This is a genomic window from Enterococcus sp. SB12, assembly GCF_030910025.2.
In the GTDB taxonomy this organism is placed as follows: Bacteria; Bacillota; Bacilli; order Lactobacillales; family Enterococcaceae; genus Enterococcus_B; species Enterococcus_B faecium.
In genome coordinates, this window is the sequence record NZ_CP175676.1 from 59,467 (window position 1) to 85,991 (window position 26,525).

At 36.2% G+C, this 26,525-nt stretch carries 22 protein-coding genes and 3 pseudogenes; 3 read left to right on the top strand and 22 right to left on the bottom strand.

The annotated features are described in order from the left end of the window. Nucleotides 1-6: 6 nt before the first annotated feature. The 8 genes and pseudogenes from RBL01_RS12945 to RBL01_RS12980 form a co-directional block, all read right to left on the bottom strand. Nucleotides 7-882, bottom strand: coding sequence for a hypothetical protein (locus RBL01_RS12945; RefSeq protein ID WP_058128840.1), 876 nt, complete (start codon nt 880-882; stop codon nt 7-9). 49 nt (nt 883-931) lie between these two features. Then, the gene (locus RBL01_RS12950) at nt 932-1,840 is read right to left on the bottom strand and encodes an IS982-like element ISEfm1 family transposase (RefSeq protein ID WP_410779660.1); all 909 of its coding nucleotides are present in this window, start codon (nt 1,838-1,840) and stop codon (nt 932-934) included. Between the two features lie 297 nt (nt 1,841-2,137). Continuing rightward, nucleotides 2,138-3,097: an IS30-like element IS1252 family transposase gene (locus tag RBL01_RS12955; protein ID WP_410779661.1), complete on the bottom strand. Its 960-nt coding sequence runs from the start codon at nt 3,095-3,097 to the stop codon at nt 2,138-2,140. Between the two features lie 197 nt (nt 3,098-3,294). Further along, nucleotides 3,295-3,549 carry a transposase gene (locus tag RBL01_RS12960; protein WP_000199136.1) on the bottom strand — a complete coding sequence of 85 codons (255 nt, stop codon included), beginning with the start codon at nt 3,547-3,549 and terminating at the stop codon, nt 3,295-3,297. A gap of 178 nt (nt 3,550-3,727) precedes the next feature. Further along, on the bottom strand, nt 3,728-5,530 hold the full coding sequence (locus RBL01_RS12965; protein WP_002343693.1) for an exonuclease domain-containing protein: 1,803 nt from the start codon (nt 5,528-5,530) through the stop codon (nt 3,728-3,730). Nucleotides 5,531-5,592: 62 nt separating this feature from the next. After that, on the bottom strand, nt 5,593-6,435 hold the full coding sequence (locus tag RBL01_RS12970; protein ID WP_002342384.1) for a hypothetical protein: 843 nt from the start codon (nt 6,433-6,435) through the stop codon (nt 5,593-5,595). A 15-nt stretch (nt 6,436-6,450) separates the two neighbouring features. Beyond that, entirely contained in the window at nt 6,451-6,672 is a 222-nt protein-coding gene (locus tag RBL01_RS12975; protein WP_002331328.1) for a helix-turn-helix domain-containing protein, read from the bottom strand. Between the two features lie 142 nt (nt 6,673-6,814). Beyond that, nucleotides 6,815-7,219, bottom strand: a pseudogene (locus tag RBL01_RS12980) (recombinase family protein); the annotation flags it as partial. A 74-nt stretch (nt 7,220-7,293) separates the two neighbouring features. Between RBL01_RS12980 and RBL01_RS12985 the strand changes: the two are divergent. Further along, nucleotides 7,294-7,974 carry an IS6-like element IS1216 family transposase gene (locus RBL01_RS12985; protein WP_016249818.1) on the top strand — a complete coding sequence of 227 codons (681 nt, stop codon included), beginning with the start codon at nt 7,294-7,296 and terminating at the stop codon, nt 7,972-7,974. 29 nt (nt 7,975-8,003) lie between these two features. Here RBL01_RS12985 and RBL01_RS12990 read toward each other — a convergent pair whose 3' ends face one another. The 14 genes and pseudogenes from RBL01_RS12990 to RBL01_RS13055 all read right to left on the bottom strand — a co-directional run bounded on the left by RBL01_RS12990 (nt 8,004) and on the right by RBL01_RS13055 (nt 25,363). Next, nucleotides 8,004-8,162, bottom strand: a complete 159-nt coding sequence (locus RBL01_RS12990; RefSeq protein ID WP_154212950.1) for a hypothetical protein — start codon at nt 8,160-8,162, stop codon at nt 8,004-8,006. Between the two features lie 85 nt (nt 8,163-8,247). Then, nucleotides 8,248-8,397, bottom strand: coding sequence for a DUF3173 family protein (locus RBL01_RS12995; RefSeq protein WP_050582839.1), 150 nt, complete (start codon nt 8,395-8,397; stop codon nt 8,248-8,250). A 188-nt stretch (nt 8,398-8,585) separates the two neighbouring features. Further along, entirely contained in the window at nt 8,586-10,253 is a 1,668-nt protein-coding gene (locus RBL01_RS13000; RefSeq protein WP_005879553.1) for a LeoA/HP0731 family dynamin-like GTPase, read from the bottom strand. Next, entirely contained in the window at nt 10,240-12,660 is a 2,421-nt protein-coding gene (locus RBL01_RS13005; RefSeq protein WP_058128846.1) for a hypothetical protein, read from the bottom strand. Before RBL01_RS13005 ends, RBL01_RS13000 begins: the two co-directional genes overlap by 14 nt. 170 nt (nt 12,661-12,830) lie before the next feature. Beyond that, on the bottom strand, nt 12,831-13,097 hold the full coding sequence (locus RBL01_RS13010; RefSeq protein ID WP_005880869.1) for a DNA cytosine methyltransferase: 267 nt from the start codon (nt 13,095-13,097) through the stop codon (nt 12,831-12,833). Between the two features lie 27 nt (nt 13,098-13,124). Then, a pseudogene (locus RBL01_RS13015) lies at nt 13,125-13,524 on the bottom strand (recombinase family protein); the annotation flags it as partial. 202 nt (nt 13,525-13,726) lie between these two features. Further along, complete coding sequence (locus RBL01_RS13020; protein ID WP_002293280.1) at nt 13,727-14,686, bottom strand: IS30-like element IS6770 family transposase; 960 nt, start codon at nt 14,684-14,686, stop codon at nt 13,727-13,729. A 198-nt stretch (nt 14,687-14,884) separates the two neighbouring features. After that, nucleotides 14,885-15,139 (bottom strand): transposase, encoded by a 255-nt coding sequence (locus tag RBL01_RS13025; protein ID WP_002311014.1) that lies wholly within the window; start codon nt 15,137-15,139, stop codon nt 14,885-14,887. A gap of 156 nt (nt 15,140-15,295) precedes the next feature. Beyond that, on the bottom strand, nt 15,296-16,417 hold the full coding sequence (locus RBL01_RS13030) for a class C sortase (protein WP_010724946.1): 1,122 nt from the start codon (nt 16,415-16,417) through the stop codon (nt 15,296-15,298). After that, nucleotides 16,414-17,610 carry a class C sortase gene (locus tag RBL01_RS13035; protein WP_058128819.1) on the bottom strand — a complete coding sequence of 399 codons (1,197 nt, stop codon included), beginning with the start codon at nt 17,608-17,610 and terminating at the stop codon, nt 16,414-16,416. The genes RBL01_RS13030 and RBL01_RS13035 overlap by 4 nt, the downstream gene beginning before the upstream one ends. An 86-nt stretch (nt 17,611-17,696) precedes the next feature. Further along, a complete protein-coding gene (locus RBL01_RS13040) occupies nt 17,697-19,184 on the bottom strand; it encodes a SpaH/EbpB family LPXTG-anchored major pilin (RefSeq protein ID WP_058128820.1) in 1,488 nt (495 codons plus the stop codon). Nucleotides 19,185-19,248: 64 nt separating this feature from the next. Next, the gene (locus RBL01_RS13045; RefSeq protein ID WP_002291088.1) at nt 19,249-19,980 is read right to left on the bottom strand and encodes a pilin N-terminal domain-containing protein; all 732 of its coding nucleotides are present in this window, start codon (nt 19,978-19,980) and stop codon (nt 19,249-19,251) included. A gap of 1 nt (nt 19,981) precedes the next feature. Then, nucleotides 19,982-23,656, bottom strand: a complete 3,675-nt coding sequence (locus RBL01_RS13050) for a SpaA isopeptide-forming pilin-related protein (protein ID WP_058128821.1) — start codon at nt 23,654-23,656, stop codon at nt 19,982-19,984. Nucleotides 23,657-24,248: 592 nt separating this feature from the next. Further along, nucleotides 24,249-25,363, bottom strand: a protein-coding gene (locus RBL01_RS13055; RefSeq protein ID WP_410779662.1) for an IS3 family transposase whose coding sequence is annotated in 2 segments (ribosomal slippage) — nt 24,249-25,087 and nt 25,087-25,363 — 1,116 coding nt in all. Because the reading frame shifts where the segments join, the coding sequence is not laid out codon by codon here. A 90-nt stretch (nt 25,364-25,453) separates the two neighbouring features. Between RBL01_RS13055 and RBL01_RS13060 the strand changes: the two are divergent. Beyond that, nucleotides 25,454-25,597: pseudogene (locus tag RBL01_RS13060) on the top strand (IS982 family transposase); the annotation flags it as partial. A 45-nt stretch (nt 25,598-25,642) separates the two neighbouring features. Next, nucleotides 25,643-26,293: a hypothetical protein gene (locus RBL01_RS13065; RefSeq protein WP_239520003.1), complete on the top strand. Its 651-nt coding sequence runs from the start codon at nt 25,643-25,645 to the stop codon at nt 26,291-26,293. Nucleotides 26,294-26,525 lie beyond the last annotated feature (232 nt).

Sequence of the window (26,525 nt, forward strand, 5' to 3'; positions counted from 1 at the left end):
TCAAAATTAATATCCATACTCTACTGTGTTGATTTTCCAAATTGAATCTTCTTTATTTAAAGTTACAACCAAAGCAGGTTTTCCACTCATATTAGATAACTGTAACGAATTAATTGCAGGATTGCTGAAAATGACAGACATATTTTGGTACTTGTGATCATTTAATTGTAATGATTCAGCTATTGGATCACTTTCTTTGTTTTTTATTTGACTCTCTAAGATAGAAGAGTCAAATGTATACGAATTGTTTGTTGGACGAATATTATCGTTTGTAACTTCTATTTTAGCAACGTTCTCTCCTTCAGAATCTATGCGATTTATCTTCCAACTTTGACCATCAAAAACTATAGTATTTCTATCAATATAAGCATTCACGTAACCATTGTCTTCAGTCTTTACTTCTCCCCAATAATGTCCAGTGTATTGAGCTAAGAAAAAGAAGTCTATCGGATATTGAAAAGGTGTGTGTTGATTCATTCTTTCAAATTCTTCCTTGATATGTTTCAATGCTGTTTTTGTATAATAATTTTCCAACCCTATTTCTTTATCTAAGTTTTTGAAAATAAGTTCTTTATTCTTATTAATTTGATCACTTAGTTTATAAGGTTCATTCAAATTCTCTTCAATAGCAAATTGATAGCCAAATTTTTCCGAAGTATTTGCTATTATCGTGTCTTTATTAACTGCATTAAATAGTTCATTCATCCTCTCAGTAACATTCATTTCTTTTTCTTGTTCAGTTATTTCTATATTTTTTGATACAACAAATTTTCCTTCTGCAGCACTCTTGGTATTTTCACTTTTGCCGCTTGTTGAATTTGCACAGGCCCCCAACATTAAAATCACCGATACTCTAAACAACCCACTTAACAATTTATTCATCTATTCTTCTCCTTTTTGTCTATGTATATACCCGTGGTGCTAGTTAATTTTAATATCCTAAAGAATATCTCAAAGTTCCTTCAAAACGTCGTTGTGCTCGACTTAATAGAACACTGTAAGCCAGTAATATGCTTTCAAATCTACTCTCTAGCCCTTTAACAGAACGTGAGTTGAAATTTTGACAACCTAATTTTTCTAAGGAAGAACAAACAGTCTCAACTGTTTTTCTTTGTTTTCCAAGTAAGCTGTGGTCTAGTTTTTCTGATTTATCCATGTTTTTACGTGGCGGAACGGATATAGTAATGCCCTTAAGGGCAAGCTTTTCATGGATTTTATGGCTAATATATCCTTTGTCCCCTAGGATATTGGGAAGATTCGCTTCTTCCGATAAAGTCTCTAACACTTTCACGTCATGGACACCTGGATTCGTGATTGAGTAAGTAATCGGAAAGCCAGTCTTAGTAACGATCATATGAATTTTAAGACCATAAAAATAAGATTTTTTTGTTGAGTTATAGCCAACTTTGGCTATTTGATTCAATAGTTTTGCTTGTCTATTTCTAATTGGTTTACATAATGGACTAGGAAAACTATCTATAATTCCGACTAGTTCACCTTTGGTGAGCTTCTTGATGAAAAAGTATCGAATAATCTTGATAGTGTAAGCTAAGTTTGAACTTAAGCGAGTGAATCGACTCCTACTAGGAAAGTCACCATTAGGAAATAAGACGGAACAAACCGCTCTATACGTGGCTCTTTGGCTAGTATAGCCATTAATTATGCCCCATATAACACAAGCAATAATCACTGTATCGCGTTGCTTCAGTTGATCAGTATTTCTTCGGTTTTTAATCTTATCTGGTACACAATTGTGGTATATGTTAGAAACAGTTCTCATAATTTCCTTGAATGTTATAAAAGTATCTGTATAATGTTCAGTATATTTTGATGAACGCATATGTAGTCCTCATTTCTTGGGAGTTTTGAGACTACTATATGCGTTTTTTTGTTGATTTACCAACATGTTTAGACATTTTCCTCTAGGAAAAAATTAACTAGCACCACGGGTAACAAGTAATTATATTTTGATCTTTAATATTTTATTGATATATACATTAGTTCATATATTAAATATCGATTATAATCTATCTTTAATAATTATAAGCATTTCTTTGATACTCCAATACTTATCTATTGTGAAAGATTATTTTGGAATAAATTCTTATAAAGAAACATTTTCTAATTTTTTGATTTGTCAAATTAAGCTAGACAAAATATCTTCATTCATGTAACTCATAAATACTTCCAGGGGTGTTTGATAATCCAAGGACTTTCGTGGAATATTGTTTCTCTTATTCGCCACTGAAGAGATAAAAGCTTGGTCGACTTGATTAAAATCCATGTTTTTTGGAAGACCATCTTTTCGCAGCAAGCCATTGGAATTTTCATTCAGTGCTCGTTGCGAAGGAGTCCCTGGATCAGCGAAATAAATAGCGATGTCATGTTGGTTACTTAAAGCCTTCCAATTAGAGAATTCTTTCCCACAATCAAAGGTAATGGATTTAAATAATTGTCTGGGAATCGATCCAAACCAGTGGTTCAGAGTATTCTCAATATCGATCGCCTTGCGCCCCTCGGGCTTCAAGGTGATGATGATTTTCGATAGACGTTCTACCAAAGTTATGACAGCACTCTTATGATGAATGCCTACAATGGTATCGCCTTCGATATGGCCGAACTCTTCTTTAAATGTCGGGTAATCAGTTTCTCTTTCAACGATATTCCGTTTAAAAGCCTGTTTTCCTCGGCGTTCTTGATGTCCATTTGGTTTCCGCTTACCCTTCATGGGCAAAGTCGATTCATCGAGCACCTTTTCCTTGAACTGGCGATAAAGGGTTCTTACGGAACAGCTGATTGGTTTCTCTTTACGCCCAATGATAACGTCTGGCGTCCAGCCTTGGGCAATTTTTTCTTTAATGTAGGACTGTTGTTTCTTTGGCAAGACGATGTTTCGTCTGCCACACCGTTTCTTATTTTCTTTATACTGTTGGTAGTATTCGAGGGCCGTATGGCCTTCTTTCAAGAAATTAATGACGTTATAAATCGGTGTTCGAGATCGTTTCAGGTACTCAGCAATTTTCACAATTTTGATGTTTTGGTGGTAGTAAGACTCTATCATCACCAGTTCATCCGTGGTAAGATGGGTGTAGGTCATTCGTGATCACTCCTATGTTTTCTTTAGTCGGAATTACATTTTGAGTGTAGCACGAATGGCTTATTTATTTGTCTAGCTTAATTTTACAATCGGCGTCTTATAAAAATAATAGACACTTCTAGGGATTTCTAATAACCGACACAACAAAGAAACAGTGTAATCCTTACACCATTTTTCAATAAATTGAACAAGCGAATTTAGGTTTTCCGAGAGAATATGGCTGCGGCTTTTTTTAAGATTTCAAGTTCCTCATTTAAACGAGCATTTTCTTTTCTCAGTTCAGCTACTTCTTTTCCAGTCAGTCCTGTGGACTGATCAGGTAAATATAAATTCTTCCATTTGTAAATCGTTGCTTCAGATAAGCCATATTCTTTCGCTAACCCTCGAACAGAACGTCCAGTTTGATTCAGTTCAACAATCATTTGTTTAAAATTTTCTTCATATCGGGTCATAAAAATTCATCCTCTCGTAGATAAGTTTAATTTATTCTTGTCTCTACGAAAAGCTGTCTAAGATTTGATACTAACACCACGATGATACAAGCATTATCCTTAAACAAGATATTGTATTGCTAAAGCAATTAGCGATAAATATCTATTAAGAAGATCCTAGGTTATCTTAGATTATCTGCTAATCTTTGTATTTCCAGCAGTATCCTCCAGCATGTTTTTGAACTCCATTTGCAGCATCCCTAATACTTTTTGAGTTAACGCCAACTTCTTTTACAGCAGAAGCTATAGTATCGAATTCTTTTATTATTGTTCCATCATCAGTCATTTGAATAATCTGTCTTCCACGCCTCTTGCTAGGCTCACTAATCGCATCCTCTTTTTTGTTCGCTTTTAGAAAATCAGATTTTTCCTTAGCTATCCGCTCTGCCTCTTGTTTAGCAAATAATAGCTTAATTGCCTTATCCCTACGAGCCTCTAAAGTACCAACATCGTGCCGTGTTTTACGCATAATTCCTTCATCAAGAATGAGAATTTCATTATCGTAATCCTTAATTTTTCGATAAGCTTTAGCAAAAGAATCATATAGCGCAGGAGCATCATAGCCGTTACATCGAGCTTTATCAAAAAGTGCAATAGCTTCATCTACTTTGCCATTTTTCCTAGCAGTTTCTCCACGTTCCCAATATGGATAACCTGCATCAAATCCTTTCTCCCAATTCCCTATATTTCGTATCTTGTTTAATGAAACTCGATTATGCAACCCGTTAATAATTACATCTTCTCTAGATATCACTTTTTCAATATTTAGGTTAACTTCAGTCTCATCATATCCACGATTTTTTGCATCGAATAATAACTCTTTCATCGCTGATTTTGAAATAGATTTCAGCATACTAAGGCTTTGCTCTGCTTCTTTTTTAGTGTAATTACTAACACTCATATATTCATTCATAGAATTATAACAATCGCTATAAGCACTGAAAATATAATTTGAAAGAGGCGTTAAGTCAAAGGGGCTACGAAAATAGACTCGCACATTTGTTGTACCGCCTTCACTTACAGTACAAGGTTCTATAGGTAAATCAATTCCATTTGTAGCATCTTTTCTAATAATGATGTAATTTCCCTTCTTAGCAAACTTAAACTTTAAGAATGTATATAGACAAGTTACATCGACATAATTATTACTGTTTTTTCGATACCTGATCCAACTGGTGTCGCATCCTTTTTTCTCAATAATATCTTGAATAAAAGCACAAACTTCAAGTTCTTTTATGTCTGGAGTCATCTTTTCTATTTGCTTTTTTTGTTCTTCCAACGACTCCTCAATAATATCTAAAACACCCCAAAAAATCTTTCCGCATATATCTGCATCTGATTCCGCTCTATGGGCAGTGTCATTTATTAATCCGAAATATTCCGCTACAGTCTCTTGCTTATGATTTACAATGCCTTTTATATGTTTTCTAGAGAGACTCAGAGTATCAACATACTTAATTTTAGCATCATACCCAAGTCTAGAAAATGTGTTACTTAAAAATCCAAAATCGAAACTTGCATTGTGTGCACACATAGTGATTTTTCCATCTAGTGCATCTCCTAAAAATTCTACCAACTGGGGGTAAACTTCCTGCTCATTTGGAGCAGAGTTTAGCATTTCATTAGTTATATTATTTATTGCCGAAGCTGAGGCTGCAATTCTAACTTTTGGATTGACAAGAGTTCCGAATGATTGAATTGGAACTCCTTCTTTAAATAGCACCGCACCAATCTCTACAATTCTATCTGAAGAAGAATTTAGGCCAGTTGTTTCCACATCAAAAGCGATAAAAGTTTTACGAAACTCATCTACATTTGATATGTCCACTTCCAATTTTTCAGCAAAAACTTTACCAGTACGAAATAGACTAGAAGCCAGTTGATAATCAACGTGTTTACTAACCTTTCCTTGTTTTTTCTTTAGAAAATCAAATAATCCCACTATTATTTCCTCCCCCATTAATTTTATCCAGAATCACTTTTACGATGCCTTTTTCTTATATTCTACCTATTCGCATACCACAAGAAGTGATCTAACTTTCTTCTTCTAAAAGGAATATGTATATTATTTTCATCAAGTAGTTTTCCAACACATTCGTTAAATGCCTCGTAATCAAAACTTCTTCGCCACGTATCAATCTTATTCGTAGTTAGTCCTTGGATATAGTGTGGAAGAGTATTTTTAACGATACCATCAAAGATGGAGTAATCATCTCTCCCACACACTTCCACATTATGATATGTACAGTACTTGGATGCAAATGAGAACATATTAACTGCACCAATGTTCCTTGCGATAATATTTATCAACTGAGGATCTCCTTTTGCCAACCGATCATCAAAATTTGGAATCTCCAGAATTACTTTAGCCAAATCATATAAAGACAACCTGCTCTTATATTGAGAAAGATGTGTTGAATTTGTTACATCAATTACCGCAATCTTCATCGCAATAGTATTTAAATCATTATGAAGAGGAAATGCATTCAAAACATCATGTATTATTAGACCTTCTTTCCCATAATTAGAGCTTGCACCTACAAACTTATGCTGTTTCTCAATATTTTCTTCAGTTAAAGATAAGTATTTTTGTTTATGGATTGTTTCACTTATAGTTTTTTCTTTACTTGAATCAAGCTTAAGAACCTTGTCAATGCACCAATATGTTGTTGCTCCTTTTATTGGGGAAATATCATTCTGCTTAAGATATTCTTTTAATAAACTCAGTTGTTTTCCTTCTGGAATAGTACCAGATTTCGTTTCTATGATATGAGGTTGTGGTTTGGAAGTACCTTCATTAGCAGCAAATACAGCATACTCAACATCATTTATTGTTATGATTTTCAATACAAATTACACCTCCTAATTACCTATCTTTATTTCATTGCCATCAGGCAATATAAAAGCCTGCACAAACTTGACACCTAGCACATCAGCAATCGCTTTCAACTCATCTAAGGTTACCGTTTCTCGTTGTAATTTCTTATTGAAATTCTGTGGAGTCTGTCCAATACGTCTAGCAAGTTCGGAAACACTTATATTCATTTGCTCACACAGTTCTTTAATCATTTCTGCCGTAGTCATACAGCACCTCCAAGTTTACGCTAAGAATATTATAAATCATTTGGTTTATAATAACAATAGTTATTAAAATATTATTATAATCAGCAAGCAAAAGAAAACCCACGACTCTACTGTAGAGTCATGGGCTATTTACTTCTGGTTTTCATATTTCCATTTCGATGCCAGATTTGAAGGATATGACGAAGTGTTCTTCATAGACTGTAACGCTCTGGATTATCTTCCTTACAAGCTTATCATCGTACTCTAAGGTACGGAATTTGTTCTTGCGGATAAATTCAATCAGCTCATTGATTCGCTCGTTCTCGCCACTGAGGGAGGCATCTTCTACTAAAAGGAGCTGTCGCTTGTCTCTCAGCTCATCAATCTCATCTGCTAGATGTTCATAATCTTGACCCTTATTAGCCAGCTTGATGAGTTCTTTTTGCTTTTTCTCCAGTAAGTTGTTAATCTCTGAAATTTGGTATTCTGTCGTTTCACCAATCACAGCATGAATGTTCTCTTCCAGGGTCTTTATCATGTTGTTGCCACCTGCAAGTAGCTTATTAATGGTTCTGTTGCAAAGTTTTAAATCTACTATCAAATAAGGTAGAATAATAGAAAAAGATAGCAGGAGGAATGACGATGAATCATTTTAAAGGAAAGCAATTTCAGCAGGATGTGATTATTGTAGCCGTGGGCTACTATCTTCGTTATAACCTTAGCTATCGTGAAGTTCAAGAAATCTTATATGATCGTGGCATTAACGTTTCTCATACAACGATTTATCGTTGGGTGCAAGAATATGGCAAACTACTCTATCAAATTTGGAAAAAGAAAAATAAAAAATCCTTTTATTCATGGAAAATGGATGAAACGTACATCAAAATTAAAGGAAAATGGCATTATTTGTATCGAGCCATCGATGCAGATGGTTTAACCTTGGATATTTGGTTACGTAAAAAACGGGACACACAAGCAGCCTATGCTTTTCTTAAGCGGTTAGTGAAGCAGTTTGATGAACCGAAGGTTGTAGTCACAGATAAAGCCCCCTCTATTACAAGTGCCTTTAAGAAACTAAAAGAATACGGCTTTTATCAAGGGACAGAACATCGTACCATTAAATACCTGAATAATTTGATTGAACAAGACCATCGTCCAGTAAAGAGACGCAATAAATTCTATCGAAGTTTACGCACTGCCTCTACCACGATTAAAGGCATGAAAGCCATTCGAGGATTATATAAGAAAACCCGAAAAGAAGGCACTCTCTTCGGGTTTTCGGTCTGTACTGAAATCAAGGTATTATTGGGAATCCCAGCTTAAATCATAGATACCGTAAGGGATTTTATTCTTTATTTAAAACTTTGCAACAGAACCGTTACATGGTTCTTTGGGATATAAGACACCAATCGGCATTCGAAATCTGAGATTGGCGGAGCGAATCCTTGATAATGAGCATGGATGTGGTAGCGTTGCGTAGTGGACGATACATTTAATCGTTGCTTCGCCACGGTTATTCCACGTCCATGGTGGCTCGTTGTCAAGGACAATCGGATTAGATAACAAGTACCTGTTTTTTACACTTTATAATTTTTGTCAAAAAAAGGGTTGCCATTCCATCCTGCTATTTCGATAGAAAGAATACCCATTAGCAATCAAATGTTTTTTACATTCCTTGAAGATCTTATCAGCGTAATACTGCGAAAATCCCAACTTGATAATATCTTGCCGAGTGACTGTTTTCATTCTATCGCCTTCTCTTTCTTATGTCAGCGTCTCACAAGAAATCATTTGTCATCAATTATTAAAAAGACTTTGTTCATCTATCAATTATTATTGTATTCAAAAAGTAAATCAAATATAAAATCCATTTATTATTAAGGACGTATTCCGACAATCCACCAAGATTTACTTACTATTTTCATTTCAATTTTCTAAGAAATCACTTCAAAATCAGATTCAATTAATTCACCTTCATATTTCCATGCCTCGAATTCAGTTAAAAAATTTTGGTGCTGTACCAGTTCTTCTTCCATATTTTTAACTCTTTGAAGTAAATCAAAATAGCTTGGAAAAAACTGTCCAATAAAATCTTGAGGATTGTTTATGAAAGTAATGTAATCTTTTCGTTGCTTAATAAGGTTTTCTGCAATTGCATTTTTGACTCTATTAAACTCTTCTTCTTGTTTTGCCTTACTATAGCTATCAAAAGCTTCTACTGCAATACCTAATAATGCACCTGTTACAGCAAATCCTTTTGAGATCTTATCAGCAAGTTTAATTGCTCCCCAAGGTTTAAATTTAAAAGTAGGCATCAAAAAATCACGTGTAGTTAATATTGCCTTACTCGATACTTTAGCATTCTTTAGAAATTCTTTACTAATCTTCATACCTTGAATAGCCAAATCTCCAACCATATTATTATAATGATTGATGCTTGCATTGAAATTAGTTTCAGCTTTTGAAATTTCATAAGCGATTTTTCCTAATTGGCGCTCAAATTCATTCTGGATAGTCGTTTCCAAAACGATCCCCTCATCACCAATGTTTCTTTCAAAAAATTCATTGATAGTCTCTATATCTGTTCCTTTAACTTGGAGTATAAGATCAGTGAATAAATCAGTAATGTATTCTTTCAATTCGGTGCGCGCATTACTGATATTCCTCTCTGAGCTATCTTGCTCTTTTCGGACATCAGATATAATACTCTTGAACTTATTAATTTCTTCAGCTGCCAAAGCGACGTTCTGTTGTACCATTGGTAATTGTCTTTGGATAACATCTTTCACAATACTTTGACTAGTAGCTAAGACCAGAGCGTTCGCTCCACCAGATTTTTTTATTTGTTCAGAAGTAGCAGCTTGTAAATCGCTTATATGAGAAATTTGATTATATTCATCCAAATTGGATAACCAATAATCGAATCCCTCACCAAATGGATTAGCAGCAACAGCTACTATAGGAACATTTTGATTTTCATCAATAATATCAAAATCTCGTAGACGTGTTATTATATTTTGTTTCTTTGTTTCAAAACGTTCTTCATATTCTTCATGATCTTCTATATCCGCTTCTTCATCAAATCTACTAATAACAAATACCGTTCTAGATAATAAGTTCAAATCTTTAAACAACCATCGTAATTCCTCTTTATGACTGTCCTTAATCGGGTTATTGGGGTTCATCACATAGAGCAGTAAATTTGCTTCACTGACGTACTTACGCGTTATTTCTTTATATTTAACTTGATTAGATGTTTCTTTGAAGCCAAATAGCCCTGGAGTATCAATCAAATCAAATTCATCAAGATGATAAATTTGTACCTCATCACTCGATTCGGAAGAGTCAATTTTCATTGTTTCAGAATCATAGTTTCCCGACCACGCTGCTACTATTGAAGTTTTCCCTTCCGAAAATCCACCAACCAGTGCAACCTTTAATTTTTGTGTTTTAACTTCATCAATACCTTTTGAAATTTTATTTATTAAATCGAAATCTGTATTGATTCCAAATTTCTTTCCTTCATTTATAAAGGATAGTAATCGTTGAAGTATTTCAACAATTTTAATCTGTTGTATCTTAAACTGCTTAATTGTTTCCATACTGTTCCCCTTCCTCTTTCACTACCTTAAGTGATAATTGATTCATGTCATTTTTTGCAGATAAAAATATAGCTGACATAGTCTCAATCTGTATTACAGATTGCATTAGCTTCTCTTTAATAACTGCAATGCCTTCGATTATTTCTCCACGTACACCTAATAATTGTTCATCTAACTGGTTCTCGATATTCTCAATTACTTTATCTATGTTTTCATTTGCACTCTTACGTTGCTGAGATTTGCGGAAATCTTTGTCTATAAATGCTCGAAACTTCTTATAAACATCAAATAATATAGTTAAAGCCGATAAGCCAATAACAACCCATCCGATTGGATTTGTAGCATTTAAAATTCTGTACACTATACTAATTACATTAGCAATTGTGTCGATAGCAATTGCTTTTATATTAATGTTCTTTTTTATATTGATTTGTGGTTTAAAATCGAAAGTAAAATTAATTGAATTTGCATACTTATCTACCAATTCATTTACATAACGTTGATACGTAGAAAGAATATCTACTACTGATGAGGTAAATTCTTTACCACTTCTGTCTATTTTTTCATTTAGACTATTAGCGTATTCTACAATTCCTTCTTCCACTCTTATTTTCATTTTCTTTTCAAATTCTTCATTGCTAATTTCTTTATCAATATCTTCATATATTTTCTTTCGAACGCTATTTTTCAAATCAGTAGTAGCTTGATGCCTAGAATTTATGATATTTCTGCTATATACTTCTCCCACATCATCTAACTTATTAGAAGTAGACTTGTAATTCGTTTGCAATGTTTTTTCTAGGTTTTTAAAAGCAGTGTGAATTTCTCCAATCTCACTGACTGTTATATCTAGCGTAACTTTTATTTTTTTATAATTAGACTTTGCAATCTTATCTTTAACATTATCAACTAATTGTCCAGTCATCCAATCTGCAAACTGAAGAATTTGACTCAATTCAAGAATATGAGTAGCTCCTTCGAATTTTTCAGTAAATTTTCCACGATCCTTAAAATATTTACCACTGTAAAAATTTCCTAGTGCCAGAAAGGCAGGATAAGCAGAAAGTGATCTGTGGGAAACATAATTTTCATTAAAGGCTGCTGACAACACCTCATCAACAACAAGTAAGCCATTCTCATCATCTTGATCAATTAGTGGTTTCTTTAATTGCCGAGGATTCCGTACAGGTTTATTATAAATAAAATAAACCTCGCTCTGTTTAGATAGCTGCCTGGATATTTTTTCAATCGTCCCAAGATTTTCATTATCGCCCTTTTGCGGTGGTGTTGGCTTTTTACTTACATAAAAAATGACATGAGCTTTTTCCACTGCTCTATCGATCGATGATTGCACAATTTCCTCTTTACCTTCAATACCTGGTAAGTCAAGAATCACAAATTTCTTATCACCAATTAAAAAATGATAGTCCCCTACCTCTTGGGTAAAGTCGGAACGACCGTCTCCCACAATCGCTCCATCACTTAATTTTTCTAATTCTATAATCAGACCATCTTGTTGATTTTGTATAGAATTAATCTGATTCTCTATCAGCTTTATTTTATGCTCCTTTTGCTGTTTTAAATTAGTGATGTGTTTTAAAAGCTCGGAGTATTGCAAATTGTAATCTTTATTATTACTTTCAATTTTTAAATTGACTTCATTAATTGATTGTTGATAATTGTTAATACTTAACTGAATTCTATCTATTTCTTTTTTTGATTTTTCTATTTTATAACCCAAACTCTCAATTTCTTTTTGTTCATCCAAGCGATGAAACCAACTCTTAACCATACTCCACGTGCTCGTTAACATTTTATCGAGTATTGCTCTATTAAGTATATTTCTTTGAATCGAGAAGGTTACCAATTTTTCAGAAACCTCATCATCTTCAATAATGCACTGCTTGATTAACTCTTCATACTCTGCAACTTGGACGTTAGCTGTGTGTCTTTCTTGTTCAAATTGCTCTTTTATGTGATTAATTCTTACTTGAAATTTTGCTATCGAATTCTCCAATTCATTTTCCAAAGAGCAAATGCTCTCTCTCCATTCATCAACTTTCTGAATTAATCCTTCCAATTCCAATTCCTTATCTCGAAATATTTGATGCTCTTCTAACTTTTTTTTTTCTTTCAATAGGATACGAAGACTTTCAATTAGAGTCGATTTACCAGCATTAGTTTCGCCATAAAAAGCCACAGTAAACGTATCCCATTCAGAATTTTCCTCTAATGATTTTATATTTTCTATAACTTCATTTTTTACTCCATCTAATTTATTAATAGCATCCTGTCTATATTCATCAAATTTGCTATCTTCACCACTATTTGAAAGAGCATGTAACAAACTCTCAATTTCAGCTAATATTTCTCCATAGATAGCTTGAGGAAAATTTTTTTCAACCATACCGTCACTTACCAATCTCTTATAAATTTCAATCAAATCTATTCATATCAAAGTTGAATGCATAAACTCAAAGTATATTATATCACGCCCTTAATCTATTTTTGATATGTAAAAATAAATTAGCTATTCAAAAAGACCACCCATCAACTGCGATAGATAGCCTTAATTTATTAATCTAATAATTCTGGATGATTCAATAAGAAGCTAATAATTGGACGACTTATTTTTTCAGCAAGATAAACTGGAACTGCATTACCAATTTGTTTATATTGTTCATTCAATCTATGATTTCTTGAAACAACCTTTACTCTATCATCTTCACCATCTGAGAAATCATACCAATCTGGAAATGTTTGAATACGCGCAGTTTCACGAACAGATAATCTTCGGTTAAAGTCACCACTGAATTTCCAATGATCGGGACCAACTTTTACCATTGGCTCTCCGGCAGGATGTTGAGGTGCTTAACTATCCCTCTTTTCATTGTTTTTTCTTTGATCTACTGTCACGTTATATCTTGCTCGATACCTTCTAAACGTTCGGCGATTGATTCCAGTTTGTTCTTCAACTTCTTTATCGGATAAACCATTCAAAAACAAATCGAAAGCATGCTTTAAACGTGGATCATTTTTTTAAAATTTCAGTTGCCGACCTTTGAATTTGCCTTTTTTCTTAGCAATTTCGATTCCTTGTGCCTGACGTTCCTTAATTTTTTTTCGTTCTGATTCTGCTTGATACTTGTACAATTCAATGACAAGGCTATTAATCAAACGCCTTAAATTTTCATCTTCAATACCATTCATTGAGGGTAAATTTAAGACTTCCAGGGTTGCCCCCCTTAATTTGAATTTGATTCATCAATTTGTCATTTTGATATTTAATTGGCACAGTTTTTTCTAATTATTTGTCATATTCATAGTCAACTATAGCTACAAAAACAACTAATTTTGGAGATAGATTGAGATATTTAAAAATCTATCATGAAAAATTAGTTGCTTTTGTCACTTAGCGCTGAAAATTTATGTCATTTATCTAGAAAAATGACAGCTTTATAGTGTATGATTTGTCAAATTAAGCTAGAATAAAATGCTTCTTGTACATAGCTCAAAAATATTTCGATTGGTGTTCTGTAATTCAATGATTTTCTTGGAATATGATTACGTTGATTGCTGACACTGGAAATAAATGTCTGATTCACTTCTCTAAAATCCATTGATTTCGGCAGTCCATTACGACGCAGAATCCCGTTAGAATTCTCGTTTAATGGGCGTTGAGAAGGTGTTCCAGGGTCCGCAAAATATATATCAATATCATGTTGGTTACTAATGGCTTTCCAGTTAGAAAATTCTTTTCCACAGTCAAACGTAATAGATTTAAAGAAGTTTTTAGGGAAGCGAGAAAACCATTGATTAAGGGCAGTTTCAATATCTAATGCCTTACGGCCGTTGGGTTTAATCGTGATAATGACTTTAGATAATCTTTCAACTAAAGTAATGACGGCACTTTTATGATGAATGCCAACGATCGTATCACCTTCAAGGTGACCAAACTCAGAATTGAAATCAGGATAATTATCAGGTCGATCATGGATTGAGCGCTGATACTGTTGTTTTCCCCGTTTTTCCTGATGGCCATTGGGTTTTCTTTTACCTTTCATCGGTAGTGTGTCAATATCAAATATTCCTTTAGAAAATAAACGATAAAGTGTTCTCATACCGCATGAAACAGGCCTTTCTTTTCGCCCGATAATGACGTCAGGCGTCCAACCAAGAGTGACTTTCTCTTTAATGTAATCTACTTCATGAGCAGGTAATTGAATGACTTTTCTACCACATTTTTTCTTATTTTCTTTATACTGGTGCCAATAATCAAGAGCAGTCTTGCCTTGCTTGAACTTATTGACTACATTATAAATAGTTTGTATAGCACGTCCCATTCGGTTAGCGATTTCCACCGGCTTATTATGTTGAAGATAATATGATTCTATCATTGTCAGTTCGTCTATGGTAAGATGTTTGTAGGTCATTTATGGTTACACTCCTTTGTTTTCTTTCGTCGGAAATACAATTTGAGTGTACCATAAATGCCTTTTTATTTTTCTAACTTAATTTTACAATTCGCGTCTTATAAAAATAATAGACACTTCTAGGGATTTCTAATAACCGACACAACAAAGAAACAGTGTAATCCTTACACCATTTTTCAATAAATTGAACAAGCGAATTTAGGTTTTCCGAGAGAATATGGCTGCGGCTTTTTTTAAGATTTCAAGTTCCTCATTTAAACGAGCATTTTCTTTTCTCAGTTCAGCTACTTCTTTTCCAGTCAGTCCTGTGGACTGATCAGGTAAATATAAATTCTTCCATTTGTAAATCGTTGCTTCAGATAAGCCATATTCTTTCGCTAACCCTTGAACAGAACGTCCAGTTTGATTCAGTTCAACAATCATTTGTTTAAAATTTTCTTCATATCGGGTCATAAAAATTCATCCTCTCGTAGATAAGTTTAATTTGTTCTTGTCTCTACGAAAAGCTGTCTAAGATTTGATACTAACACCAAGAAGCTAAGAATACCCATATTAAACAATGAAACGTGTATCTTATGGATTTAAATCATTTGATAACATGAGCATTTTTTATTTGACTTCTAGTATTCTTTCTTCTTTTAACATAACTTTTTTCTTATTTATCTTCCAAATCTTGGATGGCCTCTTTTTTTTCTTCAAACCAAACTGCACCAACCAACTCTTGCCCAATTTCAAACGATAGCAATCCCCTGGTAGATCGGTAAAAGTGACTTGTCCGGTTTGATCTGTTAGTTCTTGATAGGCTTTTCCATTACGCCGCAGGGCTTTTTTCCCTTTTTTATCATAGAGTGCGATTGGCGTATGTTCTGCCACGCCTTCTAAGCAAACAGTGAAATCAAAACGCACTTTCCGCAATCGGTAACGGGCGATCACATGATACAATTGATAAATAGCGGCTAAGATCAACAGGGCCGTTCCCCCCAAGATAGCGATTTGTTTCAACTTACGAAAACGATCGCCTTTGACTTGTTTTTTCTCGGCAGCCGGTGTATATGGCACGCGTTTTCCTGTGACTAACAAACGGTGACTATTGATCATATAAGGGGTACAGGTCATGAGCGTCACCAAGTCTTGGCCTGGTTCGATCTTTAAAACCGAAGTCTGATCTGGCGTCACGACTTGGCTGTCAAACACTTCATAAGCCAAGGTTTCCCCTAAGACATTTAGCAGAAAAATATCACCGTTTTTAAGCTCCGGCAGATTGGTGAAGAGTTCCCGTTCTGGCAAGCCACGATGAGCCGAGATCACCGCATGGGTACTTGCGCCACCAACAGGAAAGGACGTGCCATCTAGGACCGTCGCACCTTGTTCCAATAAATCATCATTGGTCGTATCAAATAGCGGTAACTCAATGGCCAAATCAGGAAGATTGATGGTCCCAATCAAATGCTTTTTGTAATAAGCAGATGAAACCGTACCACCATTCGGATTCGCAAACGGATCGGCACCCGGAGCTAACCCGCTGTCGCTCAATTTATTATTTTCTTCCGCCAGTCGCTTGCGTTCGGCTTCAAATTCTTTCTGGCTTTCCTTCAAATAGCGATCGACGCGCACTTGATCGATCACATTATTCAACGCATCGACATAAAAAGGATAGAGCATGGTCAAGATGCCGACCATAAAAATGAGGATGATCGCAATTTGCGAGATCACTTGCCGATTTTTCTTCATTTTTTCGCTCCATTCTCCAGATAATAAGTAACTTTCTTACCGTGCTTTTTCTTCGTGACGTGGCTTAAAACAAACTGCCGATCTTTTAAACGGCGGACCTTGCCCTTAACTGGTTTTGTCGACCCATCGATCGCCTTGGCATAATAACGACCCCCTCTGATCTCAGGGAAAGACACCCATCCATCCACCTGGCTTACAGCAACTGGTTGGCTAGTGACATCTGTTGCCCAGCGTTTTTTACGGACTAAGGTAAAAGTCACGCCTGCTTTGGGTTGACCATTTTCCAATAAGTAAAAACAAAAGTCATAACTGTGTTTGCCGCTTTGATAATAGACGAACTTGCGATACATCCAATAGAAAATCATGGCAAAGAAAAGCGGGATCAGTAGTAAATACAAGCGAAAACGCCGTTCGACCGCTTTTTTGGTACTGGTCACTTCCTCCGCCATTTCCTCCACATAAGGTACACGGTGTCCAGTGACTAATAAACGATGGGTATTGATGCCATAAGGTGTACAAGTCAATAAGGTCACCAAGTCCCGCCCCGGTTGGATGACCACTTTGTCGATATCCGACGGTAAAACGATCTGGATGTCATCGACCGCATAAGCCAATTTTTCCCCAGCAATGGTCAAATAAAAATCATCGCCAATCACCAACTTTTCTAAATCTGTAAAAAGTTTACGTTCCGTCAAGCCACTGTGGCCTGAGATCACCGAATGGGTACTATCGCCACCGATCGGATAAGACGTTCCTTGTAAAATCGTCGCGCCTTTTTCCAAAAGAGCAGCATTGGTTTCATCAAATAAAGGTAAGCTGACCGAAATTTTTGGAATATAGATAGCACCCACGGTATGCTCTTCATAATAGGCTTTACCCGGATCTTTGGCATCATCGACCGCATTTTCAAACGGGTCTTCTACCAGTCCCATGCCAGGAATATTGGTCATGTTCTTACTTTCAGCTAGCTCTTTATTTTTTTCGGCCATTTCTTGGTGCCTTTTTGCTTGTTCTTTGGTATTTGTTGCGGCCATCTCAGCCAAGTTTTTTTCCATCATCTTTTGGTCATAATAGGAATTCACCGCATTGGCCAAAAAGGGATAGCTGAAAATAATGGCACCGGTCGTAAATAAAATCGCCATTAGCAGTTTTAAAATCAAATTGATCCGTTCATTTTTTTGGCGCTGATCCATGCTTGCACCTCCTTCTCCCTATTTTAAAAGAAAGAAAAGGCAACTTCAAGAAATGAAGCTGCCTTTTGCTATTTTAAAACTATATCTTAGACTTCAGCTTGTGTTTTAGATTTCTTGAACCAAGCGTAAGCACCGATCATAAGAGCAGCACCGATAAGTAAGAAGGCATAGATCCCGTTACCACCTGTTGATGGAAGCAGACCTTTAGGCGTGTTAAGAACAGACTTTAATTTTTGACTGCCATATTGACCGTGTTCAACAGTGAAATCGACATCTTCATCAAGTAACACATATTTATCACTTGAAGTCGCTTTTTCTTCTAATTGATAGTCACCATTTTTCAAACCAATTACTTTCAACTCACCTTTGTCGTCAGAAACGATTTTCGTTGCTTTTGCTTCACCAGTCGTCCATTCTTTAAAGATATATTCACCTTTAGTGTTTTTAGCATCTTCAAATATTGCAAAGTTAGAGCCTTGTTTTACGACAAATTCCGCACCGGATAAGGTTGCACCAGATTGCGAATCTTTTTTGACGAATTTATAACCACCTGTACCAAATTTCGTTGGTGGTGTAATTTTATCTTGAGGGTTGTTACCAATTGTTACTTGGGCACTATTGTTTACTAAATCGTCAGGATTTACTTCAGCAGTTAATTTCATTTTGTAAGTAGCAATCAATTGACTACCAGCTAATTTTCCTACATTTTCACTTTGTTTCAAAGTAACAGTAAATCCGCCAGTTGCAGAATCTTCAGCTAATTCATAGTCAGTTCTAGCTACTAAACCAGTTGCTGCAAAAGAATCTTTTACATAAGCAAGTCCAGCAGTTGGCGTATCAGTTACAGAGTAAGTGACGCCATCTTCCAGAATGTCCGCAGGAATATTTAAAGTTAATTTATATTCGATTTCATCGCCAGTTGTAAGGTTATGATATAAAACATTTCTATCAGCACCCTTAACTTCAGTGAACTTATCTAAATTGGCAACTTCTTTTTTATCAGTCTTGGTTTCGTTCTTTGGATAGACTTGAACGTTGGTATTGATTGTATCTGAATATTTGCCATCTTTAAACGTATAGATTGGCATTGCTAAAACGATTGGAGCGGCCTTTGTCGTTACGGAAACATTGTCTGGCGTGCTTGTTTCAACAAACATATAGACTTTATCTTTGTCGCCGTCTTTTAAAGCAAGTCCTTCAAAAGTTGTTTGACCATTGGCATCCGTTTTTTGTTCTGCTTTTGCTACAGTTGTGTAATCTGACGCATTATCAACAATTTCTTTTGTTGCTTCTGCTTGTGACTTACCATCTGCAATCAGAGCAAGATAAGCATCTGTTACATCATAGGCTGTAAAGCCGGCTCCTTTAAGTGGATCTCCACCAAAGTCCATTTCTTCCCCAGTATTTTGCATGGAACCTTGTGCTGGAGCTTCGCCATCTTTCCAGATTCGTTTGTTGATCGTTACATTTGTCGTTGTTGCTTCAGCAGCACTTACTGTTTTCGCACCAAACACGCCGGCGAATAAAGGTACTACAAGTAGTGCTGCAAAAAGTGTTTTCCATAATTTCTTCATTTTCTAATTCCTCCTTGATTTTTTGCACAATATTCCAATAGACCTTAGTCTTTTGTACCTTTGATTAATTGTTTCGTACAGAGTGTTTCCGCCATAAAATGATCGCCGTACCAATCAAAAGAATCCCCAATATACCTAGGAAGGATTTTGCTTCACCTGTTTGTGGCAAGCGTTTCTTCGGTTTACTTGGTTTTTTAGGTTTAGTTGGTGTCACTGGCTTTTCAACGATTGTTCCCACATTTTTAGGATAAAGGTGAACGGTAGCTAATTCTTTGTCCGTATAGGTTTTACCGTCTGTGCTCATTTCATATACTGGTAAAGCCACTACTAAGGGTTCGGCCGCTTTTTCGACTTTTACCTTTTCAGGATCAGGCAATGCCGTTTCAACAATCAGGTAAACCGCATTTTTACCGCCACTGCTTTTAGGTAGTTGGGTAAATTTGATTGTGCCTTTTTCATCAGTCAGGCCTTGTTCTCTGATAATTTTTTGATAATCAGCAACATTTTCTTGAATCATTTGAATAGTTGTTGTTTCGTCAGAGCCTTTGACCAATTTATAGTAATCCTCTGTAATGTCATAAATCGTAAAGCCGACCCCTTCGATTGGATCTTTGGTATCTTGATCGGCCGCTCCCGTATTTTGAATAGTTGCATCAGGTGCTTGGTCCCACAATTGTTTGTGGATCACAATATCGATCGTCCCATCATCTGCAAAGGCTTGTTGCCCCGTAAAGATCCCTACCAGCAAAGTTGAAAGAAGTAAGGTGATTTTGATGAACAATGATTTATTCTTCATCTTAGTTCAACTCCTTTCGATTACGGTAGAAGTAGCAGATCGTAAGAGCACCTGCTGCTGTGACAAGAGCTAAGGCTACTATGATGAAAGTCTGTATACCTGATCCGCCGGTTGCTGGCAGTTGTCCTTTGGGTGTATTAGCAACTGTCAATTCGATGACGTTATTGTCCTCATCTTTTAGATTTACTTTGATAGCATCTTTATCAAGATCCTTACCATCATAAGTCACGTCGCCGACAGTTCCGTCCGCATTTATAGTGACCTCCAAAATCCCTTCTAAAAGGACAAACCCTTCTGGTGCTTTCGTTTCTTTGATAACGTAAGTTCCTGGACGAACACCGTAATGATTACCCGAAGCATCTAAAAACTGACCCGTTCCTTCATCATTGGTCTTCAGAGTAGCCAAAATCGTATTGGAATCCTCTTTTGTGGCTAAGCTGAATTCAGTATCTGCTAATGGTTTGTTGCTTTGCGAGTTCTTTTTAAGAATTGAAAAGTCAAAATCACGCAGTTCATTGTATTTGATTAAAACAATCTTATTATCGCTCGTTAAATAGAAACCATCTGTCATTGGTTTTGAGTTAGCGGTGATTTCTTTGCCATTTGCATCAAGTAGTTTCCCAGCGCTATCGATTTGGAACTTAAAGACTGTATCGTCTTTTTTATAGCCTGTCGGTACCGTCGTTTCTTCCAAGCTGTAATAGCCTGGTGCCAGTCTAGCAAAAGATTTGGCATCACTTCCGATCAAATCATCACCGACAACTTTACCATCATTCGTCCACTTATCGTCATATTGATTCAACGTAAACTTCGCACCGTCTAATGTTTTACCACTATCTTTATTATATTTTTCAACCAATAAAGGACGTTTGGTAAACTCATTTTCAATGGTGTACTTGATAGTGTTGTCATTGATTTCAATACCCGTCGCAGCATCGTTGATGGTTACTTTACCTTCTGCACTAACGTTGACTTTCCAACTAGTTGTAGTAGCCTTATGTCCGGCTGGTGGTGTAACTTCTGTCAATGTATACTCAGTATTTAATTGCAGCTTGTACTTATCATCAGACAACGTATAGGTTCCATCCCCATTGTCCTTAAGTTTAACGCCCACATTTGGCAAACTACCTCCACTTAGTCTAAAGACTGCTCCTTTAAGAGGTGTCTTTCCTTGATCAGAAATTTTAGTGATCTCTAAAGCAAGTGGTGTGTAGATTTTTTTATTGGTCCAAATGGTTTTAGCAGCATTACTTGAAGATTCATAGCCATTGACCGTTGCTTCTTCAAAGCTATAAGCAAAATCTTTCCCTTTGTTGTTGAATTGTGGCAACCAAAGCGATTCAGTAGCTCCTTGTGTTTCTGCTACTTTTTCAATATTGGTCTTTTCCCAGACATTAGTATCTGTAGCAACATCGCTTTTAGAAAGACGAATAAAACCTTGCTTCCAAGAATTGCTCTCTGTGGTATCTTTTCGGTTCAAGGTGAAATCAAGAGAATCGGGACGTTTACTCGTATCCTTATCGTATTCTTCCCAAATCTTTTTCAGATTAAGTTTCACCCCCGGTGCCTTTGCGGAAGGAACGCCAAAGTCTACTTTATTATCCGGATTGTCTCCGTTTGGTGTCAAAGTTGTTTGACCATTCATCGGATACCATTTTTCCGGCGTGAAATCTTTATCTTCTGTATTGATACGCACTTGATAATGGATCTGAACTTCCTGATCCTGACCCAAGTTCATGTGATTCACCGTCAATTGACCATCTTGGATCGCCGCACTTGGCAACTCACTTGCTGGCACAGTTTGCTTGCCGACACTCGTAACGGTCGCCTGGTTGTTCGCATATTGAAATTGCGTACCAATCGGGTCTGTGATCGTGCCGTCGGTGACAGTATTAAAGTTTTTGATAATGTCATTTGCCTGATTGTTCAAATAAGCCTCAACAGCATCGGCACTATCAGCATCTTCGTATAGATCCGGTGAAGTGGGAATAAGTTCCATATTTTGACGCACTTCTTCGTCTGACATGTAGCCTTCCGACCAGTAGCCGTCGTCGCCAGCCAGTTGAATGCCTAAAGCGTGCACCACATTACCGCTATCTTTTGCCTTCTTAGCCTCACCTAATGTTGCTGGCCAAGTATCATATATACGATGACCTGAACTATCGGTGTATGGCCATCGAAGTTCTGCGGTATAGCCGGGTTCATCTCTGGTGGTTCCAAAGTTAGTGCCATACAATATGCCGTTTTCCATCACTGAATTTTTTACCTTATCAGAAAAAGTCGGCACACCGTCTGTTAACAAAATCATCATTTTTTTATTGCCGCTGGTGTCCGCATTCAGCATGGCTGATCCTTGCCGCAAACCAATCTGCGTATACGTACCCCCTTGAAACCTTGGACTCAATGCACCATTAATCGCTTGTTGCTGGCTGGCATTACCTACTTTGCCTAATTTGACACTAATATAACCCGATTTGCCACCGATATAACCAGGACTAGAAAACCCAATTAAACCAACATTGACGTAATTACCCAGACCGGCGTTTTGAATAGAAGTCAAGAAATTTTTCACACCATTTCTGGCTGCACCAGCACGATCATTCCAGCCGTTTCTTTGACTCGATTCCATACTTCCTGACATATCCACTACCAAAACAATATCAACTGGTTTGATATCTTGTTGCTTATTACCTTTTACATTCAAATATACATCGTAAAGCCCTGGTTTACTCGTTTCTTTGGCGTACTTCCGAATGGCAAAATCTGTTTGTTTTTCACCATACTGGATATAAGAATGTGTTGTGTCTGATGGATCGCCATTCCAGCTAGTTACACCATCCCAAGTGGCAAAGTTGCGTTCCTTGTTACCTTGGTGGTTGATCACATTTGTTTGCCCAGCTGGTTGCCAGCTGTTAGTCGGAAAAGTTCCTTTTGTAGCATCTGTCGTATATTCTGGCGCAATATTGCTGTAATTAATGGAAGAAAATGCACTTATTCCACTAAAATATTCAAGATTGCTAGCGCCCACTACTACCCGAGAGGAATTTATCTCAGACGACGTTGCTTCACTGGCTTCTTCCGTTTGTGCAGTCGTTTCGGTCTCTTGGCTACTGGTAGTTTCTTTCGCTATTGTCGGAGAAGTAGCACTTACTTCTGTCGTTTCTTGTGTAGCCACTGCTGGTAATTTCAACGCATGCGGACCTTCTACTGCACTAGTCAAAATATTCTTGTTAATAGTGACAGCTTGTGTTCCATCCGTTTTCGTTGCATCGGCTTGAATTTCAAGAGCTACCTTGGAGACATTTAGCACCGTTGTGAATGAAAGAGAACCCTGCGATTGTTTTGAAAAATCTTTTTCCGCAAACCATTGGTCATCATTAACAGCAAAACTGGCATCTTCATTAAAAGCTATTGCTTCTCCATCAGCCGTCACTTTAAATTTCAGTGCTTGATCATTGCCATCACTTGCTACACTTTTTTCATATTGAAGTTCCCAGTTTAAAGAATTTCCATCTGATGAAACAGAGGAAATGACTTTTAAACCCGCTTGATCTACAATTTTATCCGGCTGGGTTTCTATCGCATGTGCGATACTTGAACAAGCAGTCAAGATTGGCGGGATAAAGCCCATCAAAATAGCAACCATCATAAACCAGACCGATTTTTTCTTCTTCATTTCTTTCCTCCTCTAAAAAACATGATATCTATTCTTAAACAAAATTTAAATAGCACTATTTAAGATTTGATACTGTCATCTAAATTATAAACTACTTATAGCGCTAATACTACTGTAATACTTGCAGTGCTTCCAAACGTTTTTTCTTGACTTCAATAAACAATGAGTCTTGCTTTTTTCATAGACGGTATCATCGGCACGTTGGTAAAAAGCTTAGACGACGCATTCTTTGTCTTTTGGCAATTGAGAAAATATTGTATAAAAATTTTTTGAATGCTTTTTTTTGATGGCTTCACAGTATAAAAATCATTATCGTATTCATCAAAAACGCTTAATCATTTAACGATCATCTTTTAACAACTCCTCCACAGCTAACTTAGCACTTAGGATCACGATTGGGACACCCGATCCCGGATTGGAATGGCAACAGTTTTTTTGACAAATTTTATAAGGTGCAGAACTTCTTTCCGTATGCTATTCCGATTGTCCTTGACAATGAGCCTCCTCGGATGTGACGATCTTCGGCAGGAGCTAACAGTTAAAGTTAGACTGCCTCGCTAGCGTTAGCACATCCGAGCTCATTATCAAGGATTCACTGCGCCAATCTCTGGTTACGGTAACCAACCGGTGTCTCGTAGCCAAGTGTACCGTGCAACCGAAGGTGGTTCCACCAATTGACATAGTCAAATAACTCCAAATCCAATTGTTGTAAGGTTTCAAATGTGTATTGATAGACAAATTCTACTTTCAACGACTTATAAGTTGATTCAGCTACGGCATTATCAAAAGGACAGCCTTTATGACTCAATGATCGATTGATGTCAAAAGTTGTTAATAATTCATCAATAACTTGGTTATCAAACTCTTTTCCACGATCAGTATGAAAAATCTCAACCTCTGTCAGAGGTTGTTTGATACGGCTAAATGCTTTTTTTACTAGAACGGCATCTTTATGTTCTCCACAAGAATAGCCGAGAATTTCTCGATTGAACAGATCCAAAATGAAACAGACATAATTCCATTTTTTCCCGACTCGTACATAAGTCAAGTCTGTTACGATCGCTTCTAATGGGTTGTCTCTTAAGAATTTACGATTCAATACGTTTGTCGTTTTGGCTTCATTGCAAGTAGAATGATGTACTTTAAAATAAGCAACAGTATAGCTCGATTTTAATCCTCTATTTTTCATGATTCTACTAATTTTTCGTCGGCTGATCTGAATGCCTCGTTTTGATAAGGCTTTTTTTATTTTTCTTGAGCCGTAGGCCTTTCGGCTGCGGATAAATTCTTCAGCGACTTCTTCTTCAAGTTCTGATTCGTCTTTCTTTGGTTTTGATTGATAATAATAGGACTGACGTGATAGACCTAATATTCTGCACATCGCTGATATAGGGTAAAGATGCTTATTCGCATCGATTACTTGTCTCTTCGTCCGAATATCAGCGCTGCTTGCTTTAAAATATCATTTTCCATTTCTAATTGCTGGTTTCTTTTACGTAGTTCTAACAATTCTTTTTGTTCAGGCGTAAGATTATCTTTTTCTTTGAATGAACCACTCGTTTTAGATTGCTTTACCCATTTGTCAAATGCTGAAGCCGTTAGTTCATATTCTCGAATGATTTCTACACGTGGCTTTCCAGCTAAGTAAAGATTGACGATTTGTTGCTTGAATTCTTGTGAAAAAGTTCTTCGTGTTCTCTTAGACATAAAAATTCCTCCTGGTATGTTTTCTTCTAGTCTACACACCTTAATTTTTCTGTCTAGTTAATTGTAGCCTATCCAACAGAACGTGAGTTGAAATTAGGTTGTCAAAATTTCAACTCACGTTCTGTTAAAGGGCTAGAGAGTAGATTTGAAAGCATATTACTGGCTTACAGTGTTCTATTAAGTCGAGCACAACGACGTTTTGAAGGAACTTTGAGATATTCTTTAGGATATTAAAATTAACTAGCACCACGGGTATTGGCTAGTCTTATGATAGGAGCTTTGCTGTTACTTGGATGGCGTTTTGGCTTCTTAATTTATGTTTGGGCAATTCCAATATCATTTATTTTTTGGAAGTATGTACCTGAAGTGCAATCGAAAACCGATAAAAATAATCTGAAAAAAAATAATAGTAGTAATGAAAGTCATGGTAAAAAACAGATAGGCTTTGTATTTTTAGCCTTATTTCTCATGTTGGTAACTTTATGTGATACTGGTACTAATGTGGAATTACCAAAACTATTAGTGGAGCAAAAAATAGGAACTGGAACATTATCAGGTATTATCATAGCAATGAAAACAACTATGGCGATGATAGTCGGTATTTTCTTTGGCAAAATTTATAATTTGCTTCATTGGTGGGTCGTCCCAAGTGGCATAGTGGCTTTCTTAATTGGAAGTTTAACTATCCCACAGGGTCATTTATGGCTAGTATGCCTTGGGAGTGTAATTTCAGGAATAGGTTCGCCACTTATTGGTACATATGCATTTAAGACAATTTCTGAAACTGCTCCGAGTGGGAAAGAGAACGCAATAAATACAATGGTATTAATTGGTTGCAATGCGGGATCTTTTGTTGCACCGATAGCATTAACCACTGGAGGTAATCTATTTGGCGGAACAGTTAAAAGTGATTTTTACTTTATGGCTTAAATTTTTGCAATTCTGTTAGTGATAGTTATCAGTCAAAAAATCATTAGTCGTAATCAGACACACAATAAATCAATATATTTAACCAAATTAAGATTTGTGATTACAAAAGCATATGAAAGAAGTGAGTGCTCAGAAGTCAATAAAGATGATGGATAAATTATCTTCACACATCTAAACAGGGTCTATAATTAGAATATCGCCCCTAACAAAACCTATAAGAGATTAGGTATAA

Coding starts and splice junctions, on each gene's coding strand:
- RBL01_RS13025 (WP_002311014.1), bottom strand. CDS start 15,139: ATGACCCGATATGAAGAAAATTTTAAACAAATGATTGTTGAACTGAAT.
- RBL01_RS12955 (WP_410779661.1), bottom strand. CDS start 3,097: ATGACCTACACCCATCTTACCACGGATGAACTGGTGATGATAGAGTCT.
- RBL01_RS12945 (WP_058128840.1), bottom strand. CDS start 882: ATGAATAAATTGTTAAGTGGGTTGTTTAGAGTATCGGTGATTTTAATG.
- RBL01_RS12950 (WP_410779660.1), bottom strand. CDS start 1,840: ATGCGTTCATCAAAATATACTGAACATTATACAGATACTTTTATAACA.
- RBL01_RS13040 (WP_058128820.1), bottom strand. CDS start 19,184: ATGAAGAAATTATGGAAAACACTTTTTGCAGCACTACTTGTAGTACCT.
- RBL01_RS12975 (WP_002331328.1), bottom strand. CDS start 6,672: ATGACTACGGCAGAAATGATTAAAGAACTGTGTGAGCAAATGAATATA.
- RBL01_RS13035 (WP_058128819.1), bottom strand. CDS start 17,610: ATGGATCAGCGCCAAAAAAATGAACGGATCAATTTGATTTTAAAACTG.
- RBL01_RS13000 (WP_005879553.1), bottom strand. CDS start 10,253: ATGGAAACAATTAAGCAGTTTAAGATACAACAGATTAAAATTGTTGAA.
- RBL01_RS12985 (WP_016249818.1), top strand. CDS start 7,294: ATGAATCATTTTAAAGGAAAGCAATTTCAGCAGGATGTGATTATTGTA.
- RBL01_RS13045 (WP_002291088.1), bottom strand. CDS start 19,980: ATGAAGAATAAATCATTGTTCATCAAAATCACCTTACTTCTTTCAACT.
- RBL01_RS12995 (WP_050582839.1), bottom strand. CDS start 8,397: ATGAAAACAGTCACTCGGCAAGATATTATCAAGTTGGGATTTTCGCAG.
- RBL01_RS13005 (WP_058128846.1), bottom strand. CDS start 12,660: ATGGTTGAAAAAAATTTTCCTCAAGCTATCTATGGAGAAATATTAGCT.
- RBL01_RS13020 (WP_002293280.1), bottom strand. CDS start 14,686: ATGACCTACAAACATCTTACCATAGACGAACTGACAATGATAGAATCA.
- RBL01_RS13010 (WP_005880869.1), bottom strand. CDS start 13,097: ATGGTAAAAGTTGGTCCCGATCATTGGAAATTCAGTGGTGACTTTAAC.
- RBL01_RS12960 (WP_000199136.1), bottom strand. CDS start 3,549: ATGACCCGATATGAAGAAAATTTTAAACAAATGATTGTTGAACTGAAT.
- RBL01_RS13050 (WP_058128821.1), bottom strand. CDS start 23,656: ATGAAGAAGAAAAAATCGGTCTGGTTTATGATGGTTGCTATTTTGATG.
- RBL01_RS13030 (WP_010724946.1), bottom strand. CDS start 16,417: ATGAAGAAAAATCGGCAAGTGATCTCGCAAATTGCGATCATCCTCATT.